Source organism: Halomonas sp. HMF6819 (assembly GCF_044335525.1).
Taxonomy (GTDB): domain Bacteria; phylum Pseudomonadota; class Gammaproteobacteria; order Pseudomonadales; family Halomonadaceae; genus Vreelandella.
In genome coordinates this window covers 734,292-750,454 of record NZ_JBIQVY010000001.1, presented here as the reverse complement: position 1 = coordinate 750,454, position 16,163 = coordinate 734,292, and the positions used below count along the sequence as shown (strand labels likewise).

Genomic DNA, 16,163 nt, shown 5'->3' with positions numbered 1-16,163 from the left:
CCTTACTATTGCGCTATAAGCCGCTTTTTTTATTCGCGCTCTACGCGCATAAGCGGCCACTAATGCTTATCGGGGAACGATTTACATGGTAACAGCAACGGTTATCGCGATTACCGGGGACGCCTGGGCTACGGATGGCAAAGGCAACCGGCACGAGGTTAAAATCGGCGATACGCTTATAGAAGGCGAAACGCTGGTCACCTCTGATGGCGCTCGGGTCGAGCTCGATTTTGGTGATGGCGCTGGCGCAAACGTGGTCGAAAGCGGTCAGGCCATGGAGTTGACCCCGGATCTCGATAACGAAACCATCGTTTCTTCCGATGAAGCCAGTGTGCTGGATGACGATATAGAGGCGTTGCTGGCCGCCCTGGATGATGACGATATCGATCTGCTGGATCTGCTCGATCCGACCGCTGCCGGCGGCGCAGGTGGCGGCGGCGGTGGCGGGAGTAGTTTCGTCCGCGTGGCGCGTATCTCCGAAGACGTAAGCCCCCTGAGCTTCACCACCGCTGGCCCCACGGCGGAGACACCCCCTGTTCTCTTTACGCTCAATCCCCCCGGCCCGGACGACACCACCCCCGATACCGATATTCCGTTAAGTCCGGATGACCCCCTGATTCCTGGCGAGGATGACGGTGATGCAGACGCTGATGCGGATGCAGACGCGGATGCAGACGCGGATGCCGATGCGGATGCGGATGCCGACGCAGACGCTGATGCCGATACAGACGCGGATGCGGACGCTGACGCAGATGCGGACGCCGACGCGGATGCCGACTCTGACTCGGATTCTGACAGCGATTCGGACTCTGATAGCGACTCGGACTCCGACAGTGATTCCGATTCGGACAGCGACTCGGATTCCGACAGCGACTCGGATTCGGATAGCGATTCGGACTCCGATAGCGATTCCGACAGCGACTCGGATTCCGACAGTGACTCGGACTCTGACAGCGACTCAGACTCCGATAGCGATTCCGACAGCGACTCTGACTCCGACAGTGATTCGGACTCTGACAGTGATTCGGACTCCGACAGCGACTCCGACTCGGACTCCGATAGCGATTCCGACAGCGACTCGGATTCCGACAGTGATTCGGATTCCGACAGTGACTCGGACTCTGACAGCGACTCAGATTCTGACAGCGACTCCGATTCCGACAGCGACTCCGATTCGGACTCCGACAGCGACTCGGATTCCGACAGTGATTCGGACTCTGACAGTGATTCGGACTCTGACAGTGATTCGGACTCTGACAGTGATTCGGACTCCGACAGTGACTCGGACTCGGACTCCGACAGCGACTCCGATTCGGATAGCGATTCGGACTCCGACAGTGATTCGGATTCAGACAGCGACTCGGACTCTGACAGCGACTCCGACTCCGATAGCGATTCCAACAGCGACTCGGATTCCGACAGTGACTCGGATTCTGACAGCGACTCTGACTCCGACAGCGATTCGGACTCCGATAGTGACTCGGATTCAGACAGCGATTCAGACTCCGACAGCGACTCCGATTCCGACAGCGACTCAGACTCCGACAGTGACTCGGATTCTGACAGCGACTCTGACTCCGACAGTGATTCCGATTCCGACAGTGACTCGGACTCTGACAGCGACTCGGATTCGGACTCCGACAGCGACTCCGACTCCGACAGTGACTCGGATTCTGACAGCGACTCTGACTCCGACAGCGATTCGGATTCTGACAGCGACTCTGACTCCGACAGCGATTCGGATTCCGACAGTGACTCGGACTCTGACAGTGATTCCGACAGTGATTCGGACTCCGACAGTGACTCGGACTCCGACAGCGACTCCGATTCGGATAGCGACTCGGACTCTGACAGCGACTCCGACTCCGATAGCGATTCGGATTCCGACAGCGACTCGGACTCTGACAGCGACTCCGACTCCGATAGCGATTCGGACTCCGACAGCGACTCGGATTCCGACAGTGATTCGGACTCTGATAGCGACTCCGATTCGGATTCCGACAGTGACTCGGACTCTGACAGTGACTCGGACTCTGATAGCGACTCGGACTCCGACAGCGACTCGGATTCGGACTCCGACAGCGACTCCGACTCCGACAGTGATTCCGACTCGGATTCCGACAGTGATTCGGACTCTGATAGCGACTCCGATTCGGATTCCGACAGTGACTCGGACTCTGACAGTGACTCGGACTCTGACAGCGACTCCGACTCTGATAGCGACTCGGATTCCGACAGCGACTCCGATTCGGATAGCGATTCGGACTCTGACAGTGACTCCGATTCCGATAGCGACTCGGACTCCGACAGCGACTCCGATTCGGATAGCGATTCGGACTCTGACAGTGATTCCGATTCCGACAGCGACTCCGATAGCGACTCCGATTCCGACAGCGACTCAGACTCCGATAGCGATTCGGACGCCGACAGTGATTCGGACTCTGACAGCGACTCGGACTCCGACTCCGACTCCGATTCCGACAGCGACTCGGACTCCGACAGCGACTCAGACTCCGACAGCGATTCGGATTCCGACAGTGACTCGGACTCTGACAGTGACTCGGACTCTGATAGCGACTCAGACTCCGACAGCGACTCCGATTCGGACTCCGACAGTGATTCGGATTCCGACAGCGACTCCGATTCCGACAGTGATTCGGATTCCGACAGCGACTCGGACTCCGACAGCGACTCGGACTCCGACAGCGACTCAGACTCCGACAGTGACTCGGATTCTGACAGCGACTCTGACTCCGACAGCGATTCGGATTCCGACAGCGACTCGGACTCCGACTCTGACAGCGACTCAGACTCCGATAGCGACTCGGACTCCGACAGTGACTCGGATTCTGACAGCGACTCTGATTCCGACAGCGACTCCGATTCGGATAGCGATTCGGACTCTGACAGTGATTCCGACAGCGACTCGGACTCCGACAGCGATTCGGACTCCGATAGTGACTCGGATTCAGACAGCGATTCAGACTCCGACAGCGACTCCGACAGTGACTCGGACTCCGACAGCGATTCAGACTCCGACAGCGACTCAGACTCCGACAGTGACTCGGATTCTGACAGCGACTCTGACTCCGACAGCGATTCGGATTCCGACAGCGACTCGGACTCTGACAGCGACTCCGACTCCGATAGCGATTCCGACAGCGACTCGGATTCCGACAGTGACTCGGATTCTGACAGCGACTCTGACTCCGACAGCGATTCGGATTCCGACAGTGACTCGGACTCTGACAGCGACTCCGATTCGGATAGCGATTCGGACTCTGACAGTGATTCCGATTCCGACAGCGACTCGGATTCTGACAGCGACTCTGACTCCGACAGCGATTCGGATTCCGACAGCGACTCGGACTCTGACAGCGACTCCGACTCCGATAGCGATTCGGACTCCGATAGCGATTCCGACAGCGACTCGGATTCCGACAGTGACTCGGATTCTGACAGCGACTCTGACTCCGACAGCGATTCGGATTCCGACAGTGATTCGGATTCCGACAGCGACTCGGACTCTGACAGCGACTCAGACTCCGACAGTGACTCGGATTCTGACAGCGACTCTGACTCCGACAGCGATTCGGACTCCGACAGCGACTCCGATTCCGACAGTGATTCGGACTCTGATAGCGACTCGGATTCCGACAGTGACTCGGACTCTGACAGTGACTCGGACTCTGATAGCGACTCGGACTCCGACAGCGACTCAGACTCCGAAAGTGACTCGGATTCCGACAGCGACTCGGACTCCGACAGCGACTCCGATTCGGATAGCGATTCGGACTCTGACAGTGATTCCGATTCCGACAGCGACTCGGACTCCGACAGCGATTCGGACTCCGATAGTGACTCGGATTCAGACAGCGATTCTGACTCCGACAGCGACTCCGATTCCGACAGCGACAGCGACTCGGACTCCGACAGCGACTCAGACTCCGATAGCGATTCGGATTCCGACAGCGATTCGGACTCTGACAGCGATTCGGACTCCGACAGCGACTCTGACTCCGATAGCGACTCGGATTCCGATAGCGACTCGGATTCCGACAGCGATTCGGACTCCGATAGCGACTCCGATTCGGATTCCGACAGTGACTCGGACTCTGATAGCGACTCGGATTCCGACAGCGACTCCGACTCCGATTCCGACAGCGACTCCGATTCGGATAGCGATTCAGATTCCGACAGTGATTCGGACTCTGACAGTGATTCCGACAGCGACTCGGACTCCGATAGTGACTCGGATTCAGACAGCGATTCAGACTCCGACAGCGACTCTGACTCCGACAGCGACTCCGATTCGGACAGCGACTCTGACTCCGATAGCGATTCAGACTCCGACAGCGACTCGGACTCTGACAGCGACTCCGATTCGGATAGCGATTCAGACTCTGACAGCGATTATGATCCAGACTCTGATAACGAATCCGATGGCCCCGAGGAGGAGGAAGAAGAGGAAGAGGTAACCGCCACGATCACCATCGATGACGTTACCCAGGACAACGTTGTTAACGGTGACGAAGCCAAGGGTTCCGTCAAGATTACTGGTACCGTAGGCGGCGACGCGAAAGCGGGCGATACCGTCACGTTGACCGTGGGCGAGAAAACCTTTGATGGAAAAGTAGTGGCCGACGGTGAAGGCAACCTCACCTACGCCATTGATGTACCCGGATCGGATTTGGTCGAGCACGATACCGTCAATGCGAAGGTGACTGGCACCGACGCAAATGATAATTCCTATAGCGCTGAAATCGACAAGTCGTACAGCGTGAACCTGGACGCCAGCGCCACGATCACCATCGACCAGATCGCCGGTGACGACGTGGTCAACGGCGAGGAAGCGAAGGGCGACGTTACCATCACCGGCACCGTCGGCGGCGACGCCAAGGCAGGCGACACCGTCACTCTGAGTGTGGGCGACAACACCCACACCGGCACCGTCGGCGATGATCTGACCTACGCCATTGACGTGCCCGGATCGGAGCTGGCCGAGCACACCGCGATCACCGCGGAAGTGACCGGCACCGATGCGAACGGCAACGGCTATGAGGCCGACGCCGAGCGCGACTACAGCGTGAACCTGGACGCCAGCGCCACGATCACCATTGACGAGATCGCCGGTGACAACGTGCTCAACGGTGATGAAGCCGGTCAGCCGGTGACTATTACCGGCACCGTCGGCGGCGACGCGAAGGCAGGCGACACCGTCACGCTGAGCGTGGGTAACGAAACCTATTACGGCGATGTGCTCAAGGGCGATAACGGCGACCTGACCTACGCCATTGATGTGCCTGGCTCGGTATTGGTGGACCATGACAGCGTTAAGGCAGAGGTGGTTGGCCAGGACGAGGCAGGTAATGACTACAGTGCAGAGGCTAACCAGGATTACAGCGTTTATATTGACGCCAGCGCTACGCTGACTTCCAAGCTCCAGCCGGAGGCCGATGAAGATGGCGCGACGGTCACTTATACGATCACGCTGAACTCAGCGCTTGAGACCGATACAACATTTACATTTGATGTGAATGAAGAGGTGCAAAGCATCACGGTCGAAGCAGGAGCTACCACAGCATCGAGCAGCTATTACTACAGCGATTCTGATGTCTATGTGGATGAAGATACCATTAGCGAGCCGTCTGATTTGCAAGTGATTGGCGACACTGGCGGCTGGAAATGGAGCCTGGTGAATGATGCAGAATCCTACGACATCCAGGACTCCATCGATGTAACGACGGTCAGCCTAACTGCCACTGTCATCAAGACGTCAATGATAGATGTTAACAACATCGATAAATCCGATGGCTTTACGGTAACGGCGTACGGTACCGATGGTGAGCGCGGAGAGGTTTCCCAAGTCATCGGTACTGAACACGACGGCTTCGGTGTAGGGGGCAAGACCTCTGGTAGCGGAGCAAGCAGCGAGCTGGGCTATGGCAGTAACGGCGTTAGCGAAAAAATCGTTATCGATTTTAATAACGAGATCGAAAGCTTCGATGTCCAGTTCGCTTGGCGAAACAACCGTGAAAAAGCTCGGGTCGATTTCAAAGATGCCGATGGCAATTCCGTTGGTTATGCCGTCGTGTCGGGAGGCGGTAGCTCAACGGACGCACGCGTTACCTATTACAAAGCCAATGGAGACGTTCTACGGCAAGAAAGCGCACCTGGCGGTTCTGACCGGGTCGATTTGGCGTACACGTTCAAACCCGAAATCGGAAAGCCGTTCGTAACCGCTGAGTTCAGTGCGCAAGGCTATGACGACGACTACCTCATCCACTCCATCGCTTACAAGGAAGTGATCAAGGATGGGGCCACCACCATCAGTGGCGAGTCAGAGGTCACGTACGTGGTCGAAACGTCTAACCCGCCCGACATCACTCAATACACATTCCAGGGTGATGACTTCCCGACCGCGATAGTTGAGATCGATGGTGAGCGCTATACCGTTACTCTCGACCGCGACGGAAAAGGAGCAGTGACGGTCAATGTCGATGGCAGCAGCGACCTGATCGCCAAGGTGATCGAAGTCAACGGCAACTTCGAGAAAGTCGAGGTGCCGGTCAGCCTGACTCTGGAAAGCACCACTGCCGACGATGCTGTGGCCCAAACGCCAACGGTGAGTATCTCGCTGGGTGATGCCACCGCGATCGACAAGACGGGAACGATCGAAGCACAGACGAAGCCATTTGAGCTTACGCTGGGCGATGAGCGCGGCGATGGCAATATCTCGGGCTCCTGGTGGTATGACTACTCCGAATCTGATGCCAAAACGTTCGATTTCGGGAAAGTACACGCCGGCCAGGAAGTAACTATTACCTTGCCTCACACGATTCAGGGCACTTGGAATTCGGGCAATGGTGTTTACAACGATAATTGGGTAGTCAAGGTCAACGGTGGGAAGGAGTTCGTGTTCAAGGACTACGGTTCTCCCGCGAACTACTACCTGAACGAAAACTATACGGCAACGATTACCACTACTCTCGATAGTGACGGTAAGCTGAGATTGGATTTCAGTGCATCGACAACCGAGACGAGTGAAATCGTCAAGGTCAATGGTGCAACGGCCACGGTTGGCGCGATCGAAATTACCGAAGTAGACGCGTATCGCTATGAAGTCGATTTAAACGCCGCACTCAACGATACCGATGGTGACGAGACGCTTAGTATCCGCGTGACCGGGGTGCCGGAAGGCGCAACCTTGAGCCAAGGCGCATTGCAAAGCGACGGAAGCTGGTTGATCGAAGCGTCCGGAGATACGTTCGCAAGCGACGGTTTAACGTTGACAGTGCCTGCTTCGTTGGCTGGCCAAGGCATTCAACTGACGGCGGAAGCCATTGCCACAGAGCTGAACGCGACCGACGAGGCTGATAGGCAAGACAGTGCGTTTGCCAATACGGTTGAAGTCACCGTACCTACACCGGCTGCACCAGACAACGGAGGCGCCGAACCCGAGTCATCCTTTGTGAGTATTGATAGCATTGAAACTGCCCAAGAAGCGGGTGTCGACGTGCTTTCAAAAATTTGGGGCCAGCTGGATTACAGAGCGTTTGGCACTGTTAGCAAAGCAGTTAATACGTCGTACACCTCAGAAAAATTTGCTGGTTCTTCGCTGAATACATATAACACTGCTTCTTTGAAGATCTCTTCCAAGGAAGGCAGTAATGAAACTGCCTATCTTCAAGTGGGAGACGTCTATTCCCTTCAGTGGTGGGAGCACAACGGCTATAGTTGGAACAGCCGCTCCATGGACGGAAAGGTGACTCGCTCTGACAAGACCGATGTAAACGGATCTGGTGATGCAATTGTTGTCTTCACTGGAAGCATCAATGGTCATGCTCAGACGTTGATCATCGAAAACGGTAAGTATGGCATTCGTGACGTCAACTACTTCACCAATGATCAAGACACCAGCACCGTCGGTGTTCGTGAGGTACAAATTGGTGGCTCGGCGGCGCCTGATGCGGACGTAAAAATTATCGATGACCATGGGAAGGTGATCGATACCATCAAAGCGGGGGCTGACGGTCAGTGGACAACGGCTTTGAAGGGAGTCGAGGGCACGAAGGGCGAACTTAAGGCTATTGCCACCGATACTAACGGTAATGTATCGATCGATAGCAAACACTTCGAACTGGGAGACAAGGGCAGTAACACTCTCAAGGGCACTGAAGGTAATGATGTCCTTTATGGTGGAGCTGGTAACGACACGCTGGAAGGCGGGAACGGCGACGACGTACTCATCGGGAGTAAAGGTAACGATAGGCTCGATGGGGGGGGCGGAGACGATACGCTGATTGGCGGCCCGGGCAACGACATGCTGATAGGCGGTTTAGGCGCCGACACCTTCAAGTGGGAATTCGCTGACCAAGGCACGGTGAATAAGCCGGCCGAAGATCAAGTAATGGACTTCACGCGAGGTGTGTTTGGTCAAGAGGATCAAGCCGATCGTCTGGACCTGGCTGACCTGCTCCAGGGCGAAAGCAGCGACACCATCGATCAGTTCATTCACGCGGAGCAGGACGGCAGCGATACGATTCTGCACATCAAGTCGCAAGGCGGCTTGGCAGAAGATAACAGTAATGCCGACCAGCGCGTGGTACTCAAGGATGTATCGATGCCTCAAGGCGAAAGCTCGTCGGACTTCCTGCAAAGCATGCTGCAGGACCACCAGCTTAAGATCGACCAGTAAGACGTCACATCACGGGTTGTGTAACAACAAAGGCCGCCTCCGGGCGGCCTTTTTTAACCTTGAATTCTGTTTAACGAAAGAAGGGGGTTGCCATGTTCTATATCAAACGCAATGCCGACGGCGACATCGTGACACTAAGTAAGGAAGCGACCAGCGAATCCTCTGAGCAGGTGAGCGCGGACGACCCGCAGGTGCTGGCGTTTCTGGCCAACGAGCCCGGTGCAAAAGCGAACTTTCTCGCCTCGGATTTGGCTTTCGTGCGTGTGGTGGAGGACTTGATGGAGGTACTGCTGGACAAGGGGGTGATTTCATTCACCGACCTGCCCCGGGCGGCTCAGAACAAGGTGATGCAGCGTAAATCGCTGCGGGCCAAGAACAACATCAATTTGATCGGCGAGGACGGCGGGATCATCTGATACCGCCGCCATAACTGCGGCGTGGTCAGGCCGGCGCGCGTATTGCCGGTCCGGTAACGCCGTCGATCCCCATGCGCAAAAGCTGGGCCAGTTCCTCTTCGGATTTCACGCCTTCGGCGATGACCACGATGCCCAATGAGTGGCAAAGCGTGGTCAGGCCACGCAGAATGCTCTGCTGCTCAGAGGAGGCGTGAATGTCGCGCACTAGGCTCGAATCCACCTTCAAGTAGGAGAGCCCCACGTCATGAAGCTCGGCAAGCTTGGTGAACTCTGATCCCACATGCTCGATACCGAACTGGCAGTTAAGGTGTCTGAGCGTGGCGCAGAAACCGCGCATACTCGCCAGCGCACGCGAATCGAGGGTCGCGGGGATTTCGAAGCAGAGTCTGGGGGCGAGGGTGGCGTTTTTCTCCAGCAGGGTACGTAGTTCGTTGACGAAACGAGCGTCGGTGATGGCGGCGATCGAAAGGTTGATGCCCAGCCACTGATCCGGGTCCTGACGAAGCTGCTCCAACGCCTGCTTAATGACCGCCATATCCAGCGCGGGCTCTAGATTAAAGCGCGCAAGCCAGGGAATGAAGACCCCAGCGCTTTGCCACTGCTCGGCCAATTGCAGCCGGGCCGGGCTTTCGTAATGCAGGACATTTTGCTGAGCGTCCAACACCGGGAAGCGGCCAAGCTCGGGGCCTTGAAGCAGCGCCGCGTCCAGCGCAGTGCGCCACGCCGCGTGGGTGGCAAAAAGCGGCTGACGCTCGCGTTCGCGCACCACGACCGGCAACCTCCCTTGAGCGCTTTCCGCCTCTGCCAGCGCCGTGTCAAGCGTGGCCATCAGGTCGCTGCGTTCATCGTTGGATGCGTAACTGGTAATCGCCGCCGGCAGGCGAAGTTCTATCGTGTCACTCGCCGGTCTTAGCGTCGCAAGCGCATGTTTTAAGCGAGCGCTGAGCTCGTCGGCGTCGGTTTGAAACGGTACTGCCAGTATGAAATCGCTGCCGTTGAGCCGGCCTATCAACGTCTCTTCAGAAGTAGTATCGAGTGTAGCCAGCTGACCCACCAACCCCTTCAACAGGTTGTCCGTGGCATCGTGGCCGAGGCGGTCGTTCAGATCCACCAGATCCTCCACGCGAACGATCGCCATAAGCCCTGTCGCCCGCGCATCGTCGCTATCCAAAAGTGCCGCCAGCCGGGTCATGAACACCCCGCGGTTGAGCGCGCCGGTGAGTGCGTCGTGTTGTAGGTCGCGGCGTAACTCATCGAGCTTTTGGCTTTCGTGGGTCAACATCTGGCGCACGTTGTGAGAGAGCACGTTCATGGCACGCGCTACCTCGCGTAGCTCGCGGGTACGCGGCTCCTTGATGGTGGTAAAGCGTCGCGCGCTGATATTGCGCGCCTGCTCAACTACACGACTGAGCGGGCGCTTGATGGTACTGACGATCACCGCCGCCACGGCCAGGCTTGCTATCCCTGCTGCGATGAACCAGGCCGCCAGCTCCATGAAGCTTCGCCACAGTGCCCGGTAAGCAAAGCTGTACTGGCTTTGCAACGTTAGCGTTCCGTACTGCTGCCAGCCTTCCTGAATGGTGGCGGTGCCCGGCGGAATGTCAAAGTCGATCAGGTGGCGAAACCAGCCGGGCACGTGGCCCTGGTACTCACTTGCCACACGCTCGACCAATACGCTGCCGTCGGTGTCGCGCAGTACGATTTGCTGATAATAGCCGGTGTCGAACTGCGCCGAGATCAGAAGCTCGAGAATCACCAGGTCCTTATCGAGCTGCGTCATGGAGAGCGCCAGAGCGGTGGCGTTATCTTCGTTCTTGATGCTGATTTCCTGCTCGATGTAAGCGCGGCTAGTGGTGATGCTGATCGCAAGGCTTCCAACAAAGGAAAGCAGCAAAAGCCCGGTGATGGCCAGCCAAAGCTGTTTGATAAGCGACATAACGGCACGTCCTTTTATTGAAAGCTTTTATTAAAAGCCCTTATGAAAAACCTTCCTGCGCGGTCTTTAGATAAAGCCTTGAGATTGCATACGTTCCAACACGCTACGCCAGCGCGAAAGGCGCGCCAAGGGATCCGCGCGCGATTGCGACGAGCCGCCGGCCCAGAGGCCTTCGCTGTTGAAGCTGAATACCGGGTCGAGATCGGTACGCTGTGACGCGGGCGAAATCGATGGCGCCATGTTATCGAGAACCAACGGCACAGCGCTTGGGGTATCATAGTAACCCAGCACCATGTGCGCTTGGGTAATCCTGCTTCGGCCAATACGGGCGCGTACGTAAATCATGCGAAGACGCTCGCCGGGAACCCCGAGCTGCTTGAGCGTAATGTATTTGGCGATCGCATAATCCTCGCAGTCGCCTTGGCCCTTACCCATAGCCTCGAGCGGCGTGGCCCAGTAATCTTCCTGCCCCCAAACGACGATATCGTCAACCCAGCGGACGTTACGGTTGAAGAAATCGTTCACCTCACGAAGCTGCGTTTGAATATCCTGGCCCGCAGCGCGCTGCAAAAGCGCAAACCATCCCTCGAGGACATTGAGCCCCGCTTGGCCGTACATCGACCTCATACGCTCACGCAGCCGCGTCGGGTCGAACGCCGATGCCTGAAAAGGGTACAGGCCTAGCCCCGCGCCCAGCGCCAAAAGCCCGGCGGACGCCAGAAACGTCCGCCGGGTCAGGCCCGCATTGGTAGAGGAGGAGCATCGAGGCATAAACGCCCAGCTATCGTCGAATGAAGCTTAAGATTACAAGCTGGCGTGCATCAGTGCTATATAACTCATTATAAAAATGACGGAAAAAATTAATATTTTAGTGATAGTGCCATTGAAGGCGTCGAGGCACTTGCTAATGCTCCTGCTCAAGCAGCGGTTCGAGCAGCGGCCATACGTTCTCCAGAATGAGCGGCTGGGCCTCAGCGGTCGGGTGAATGCCGTCGCTTTGCATCATCGCGCGATCCAGGGCGATGCCCTCCAACAAAAAGGGGAGTAGCGTCACGTCGTACTCGTCTGCAAGCGTGCGATACACGCCGGTGAAGGCGTCGCGATAGGCCTGGCCGTAATTGGGTGGGATATCGATGCCCAGCAACAGCACCTGGGCGTCGGCGGACTGGATTTGCTCGATCATTCCGGCCAGGTTTTCGCGCATCTGCGTCGGAGGTAGCCCGCGCAGGCCGTCGTTGCCGCCCAGTTCCAGCAGCACGATGTCCGGGGCGTGCTGGTCAAGCACGTTTTCGAAACGCTCCAGGCCGCCGCCGGTGGTTTCACCGCTAATACTGGCGTTCACCACCTGCGCCTCATCTTCAAGGCGGCGCTCAAGTAGTCGTACCCAACCCTGGTCCTGCTCGATCCCGTAGGCCGCGCTCAGGCTATCACCCATCACTAGAAGCGTCGAGCGCGACTCGGCACCGGCAAGACCGGGGTGAAAGAGCACTATCAGTGCGACCAGCCCGGCGGTTACCATGCAGGTAAGCCGATGCCACATTAAAGGGATGCCACGCTTCATGTCCTACTCCTCTGACAAGGATTCGACGACTTCCTCTCAACCGGAAGCCGAGCGCTCAAGCTTAACCGATGAGACGGCCAAGGCACACGCCCGCGATACGCATCAGGGGCCGCCGGTGCTGCTCGCCGAGCGCCTTTGCAAACAGGTCAAAAGCGGCGAACGGGCGCTGACCATTTTAAAGGATCTCTCGCTTTGCGTGGCCCAGGGCGAAACGGTAGCGATTTTGGGTAAAAGCGGTGCCGGGAAATCGACGCTTTTAGGCATTTTAGCCGGGCTCGACACGCCCAGCGACGGCGAGCTGAGCCTGTTCGGCCACCCCTTGAGCCGTTTGGACGAGGATGGCCGCGCGGCGCTGCGCGCCGGGCGGGTGGGCTTCGTATTTCAAAACTTTCAGCTTCTGCCCACGCTCAGCGCGCTTGAAAACGTGCTACTGCCGCTGGAGCTATCGATTCGCGCCGGTGAAACCCAAGCGGCGCACGCCTGGCTTGAGCGAGTAGGGCTTGCCGAGCGCGTCGAGCACCTGCCGAAACAGCTCTCCGGCGGCGAGCAGCAGCGCGTGGCCATCGCCCGCGCTTTCGTTACCGACCCGGAGCTGGTGTTCGCCGACGAGCCCACCGGCAATCTGGACCCGGACACCGGCGCTCAGGTTATCGATCTGCTGTTCAGCTTGAACCGCCAGGCGCATACCACGCTGATTCTCGTCACCCACGATTACGCTCTGGCGCGGCGCTGCGACCGCTGCCTTCGGCTGGAGGGCGGGCGGCTGACGGCGTTCGAGCCCGAGCAGGCTCTGTCAGGCGGTGGCGATGAGTAACGTCAACTGGCGCCTGGCCGCGCGCAGTCTCAAACGCGATCTGCGCGCCTCGGACGTACGCGCGCTCTTTATCGCGCTGGTACTAGCCGTGGCGGCGTCCACCATGATCGCGTTTTTCCTGGATCGGCTGGAGCGCGGTCTGGAGCGTCAGGCGGGCCAGATGATGGGCGGCGATCTGGTGCTCGAGCAGCGCGAACCCTTCGACGATGCGCTGCGCGAAACCCTCGAGCAAGCGGGCTTTTCGCTCAGCGACCAGGTCGATCTGGTGTCGATGATCAGCCAGGGGGAGCGGTTTCAGCCCGCGAGCCTCAAGGCGGTCGACGAGGTCTACCCGCACTATGGCGCCACGCGGGTGGACCGGGGCAACGGCACCGAGGAAATACCCGCCGGCCCCGCCCCCGGCGAGGCCTGGGCCGACCCGCGGCTTTTCGAGCTGCTCGAGCTTGAGTTGGGCGAGCGTGTTCAGGTCGGCGAGCTAACGCTTACCGTAACCGGGATCGTCGAGCGCGAGGCCGACCAGTCCGCCGGCTTTAGCAGCTTCAACCCGCGGCTGATGCTCAACACTCAGGATCTCGAGGCGACCAACCTGCTCCAGCCGGGTTCGCGTATCGAATTCGAGCTGCTGGCCGCCGGCCCGCCCGCCGCGCTCGAGCGCGTTAAGCCGCTGCTGGACGAGCTGCGTGAAGCGGGGGTCGAGGTGCGCGATGTGCGGGTCGACCGCCCCCAGCTGGGCAACGCGCTGGCCCGGGCAGAAAGCTATCTGGGGTTGGCGGGGCTGGTGGCGGTGCTTTTGGCCGGCGTCGCGGTTGCCATGTCGACCCGGCGCTACGTCGAGCGCCACTTGGATACCGCTGCACTACTGCGCTGCTTTGGCGCAATCCAGGCGCAGCTCGTCACTATTTTCGCGCTTCAGCTACTGGGCCTTGCGCTGATCGCCTCGCTGCTGGGCGCGCTGATCGGGCTAGTGGGGCAAGCGGTACTTTTATGGCTACTCGCGCAGTTTTTGCCGCTAACGCTGCCGCCGCCCGGGGTGATGCCGCTGGGCCTTGGCGTGCTGACCGCGCTGGCCGTGCTGGTCGGGTTTGCCGGGCCGGCGCTTTTGCGCATCAAGCATGTCAGCGCGCTAAAAGTGCTGCGCCGCGAGCTCGACCCGCTGCCGCCGGCGGCCTGGCTCGTCGTGGGTGTCGCCGGCGCGGTGTTTGGCGGGCTATTGTGGCTGTATTCCGGAAGCCTACCCTTGGCGGCTGGATTGCTGCTCGGCGGTGGGGCGCTGCTGGGCGTGCTGTGGGCGGCCAGCGCCCTGGTGCTCAGCCTGGTATTGAAAGCGGTGGCCAGGCTCTCCGGCGCAACGCCGTGGAGCCAGGCATTTCGCCTTGGCGGTCGCCAGCTCGCTCGGCGTAAACAAGCGGGCATGGGCCAGCTGTTGGCGTTCTCCGTTACGTTTTTTGCCATGGCGATGATCGCCCTGGTGCGCGGCGATCTGCTCACGACCTGGCAGGATCAACTGCCGGATGAAACCCCCAACTATTTTGCGATCAACATTCAGCCCAGCGAGCGCGACGCTTTTGATGCCGCCATCACGCCCCGAGTGGATACCCAGAGCGCGCTTTATCCGATGGTGCGCGGGCGTATCACGGCAATCAACGGCGCGCCACCGCGAGAGGCCGTGCCCGTCGAGGCCCGCGGCGACGGCGCGCTGCGTCGTGAGCTCAATTTGACCTGGCAGGCAACGCTACCCGAAGGTAACGAGGTAATCGCCGGCCAGTGGTTCGACGCCCAGCGCAGCGAGCCTCAGGGGTTTTTGAGCGAAGTCGACGCCAGGCCCGCGAGCGCTTCCATGCCGGGCGCCGCCGAGCAGGGCACCACCGTACCGATTTCCGTCGAGCAGGGCCTGGCCGAGCGGCTAGGGCTGACGCTTGGCGATACGCTTGCCTTCTCCATTGGCGGCGAGACGATCGACACCCGCATCGAAAGCCTTCGAAGCCTCAACTGGGACAGCTTCAAGCCCAACTTCTTCGTCATCTTCCCGCCCGGCGTGTTGGAAGCCTTTGGCCACAGCTACATCACCGCGTTTTATCTGCCGGAGCGCGAACAGGATTTAATCACGCAGCTGGTGCGCGATTTCCCCGGCGTATCGCTTTTGAACGTCGATGCGATCCTGGGGCAGGTGCGCGAGGTGTTGGGTCAGGTTACCCGCGCCGTTGAGCTGATTCTTATGCTGGTACTGCTGGCCGGCGTCAGCGTGCTTTACGCGGCGCTGACCGCCAGCCGCCCGGTGCGCGCCCACGAAAGCGGGCTTTTACGCGTGTTCGGCGCGGGCAATAAGATGATTTCCCGCGTGCAGGGCGCCGAGTATGCGTTGCTGGGGCTTGCCAGCGGGCTCATGGGCGCGTTTCTGGCCGAGGTGGCCAGCGCCGCGCTTTATCTCTTCTGGCTCGATTTGACCCCGCGGCTGCACCTGACGCTGTGGCTCCTGCTGCCGCTGGGCGGTGCCGCCCTGATCGGCCTGATCGGCCACGGGTTGTCACACAGCCTTCGTCGTCAGGCGCCGGCGGCGAGTTTGGGGCTTCTGGGGGAGTCCTGAATGCTTGCCTGACTCTTTTGCCAAACTCTTTTGTTGAATTACTTTTCCTTTCAGCCTGTTGGCTAGCCGGGGTTGTGTGGTGCTCTTTGACAACGCCGCTGCGCTTGGCAATATAAGCGCTTGGTTAATAACGATGATGATCGTTCGAGACACG

The 16,163-nt window shown here is 58.7% G+C and carries 7 protein-coding genes; 4 read left to right on the top strand and 3 right to left on the bottom strand.

Going from position 1 to position 16,163, the window contains the following annotated elements; translation table 11 throughout:
* The first annotated feature begins 85 nt into the window (after positions 1 to 85).
* Positions 86 to 8,698 carry a retention module-containing protein gene (locus ACGLWX_RS03375; RefSeq protein WP_396237332.1) on the top strand — a complete coding sequence of 2,871 codons (8,613 nt, stop codon included), beginning with the start codon at positions 86 to 88 and terminating at the stop codon, positions 8,696 to 8,698.
* Between the two features lie 92 nt (positions 8,699 to 8,790).
* Positions 8,791 to 9,114, top strand: a complete 324-nt coding sequence (locus ACGLWX_RS03370) for a tryptophan synthase subunit beta like protein (RefSeq protein WP_396237330.1) — start codon at positions 8,791 to 8,793, stop codon at positions 9,112 to 9,114.
* A gap of 25 nt (positions 9,115 to 9,139) precedes the next feature.
* Here the strand turns inward: ACGLWX_RS03370 and ACGLWX_RS03365 are convergent, their stop codons facing one another.
* The 3 genes from ACGLWX_RS03365 to ACGLWX_RS03355 form a co-directional block, all read right to left on the bottom strand.
* A complete protein-coding gene (locus ACGLWX_RS03365) occupies positions 9,140 to 11,050 on the bottom strand; it encodes an EAL domain-containing protein (protein WP_396237328.1) in 1,911 nt (636 codons plus the stop codon).
* Positions 11,051 to 11,116: 66 nt separating this feature from the next.
* The gene (locus tag ACGLWX_RS03360) at positions 11,117 to 11,821 is read right to left on the bottom strand and encodes a transglutaminase-like cysteine peptidase (RefSeq protein WP_396237326.1); all 705 of its coding nucleotides are present in this window, start codon (positions 11,819 to 11,821) and stop codon (positions 11,117 to 11,119) included.
* A 133-nt stretch (positions 11,822 to 11,954) separates the two neighbouring features.
* Positions 11,955 to 12,611, bottom strand: coding sequence for an arylesterase (locus ACGLWX_RS03355; RefSeq protein WP_396237324.1), 657 nt, complete (start codon positions 12,609 to 12,611; stop codon positions 11,955 to 11,957).
* On the opposite strand from ACGLWX_RS03355, the gene ACGLWX_RS03350 reads away from it, so the two are divergent.
* Together ACGLWX_RS03350 and ACGLWX_RS03345 are read left to right on the top strand one after the other, a co-directional pair.
* The gene (locus tag ACGLWX_RS03350; RefSeq protein WP_396237322.1) at positions 12,610 to 13,425 is read left to right on the top strand and encodes an ABC transporter ATP-binding protein; all 816 of its coding nucleotides are present in this window, start codon (positions 12,610 to 12,612) and stop codon (positions 13,423 to 13,425) included. The two genes, ACGLWX_RS03355 and ACGLWX_RS03350, sit on opposite strands and share 2 nt — an antisense overlap.
* Complete coding sequence (locus tag ACGLWX_RS03345; RefSeq protein ID WP_396237320.1) at positions 13,418 to 16,009, top strand: ABC transporter permease; 2,592 nt, start codon at positions 13,418 to 13,420, stop codon at positions 16,007 to 16,009. Before ACGLWX_RS03350 ends, ACGLWX_RS03345 begins: the two co-directional genes overlap by 8 nt.
* Positions 16,010 to 16,163 lie beyond the last annotated feature (154 nt).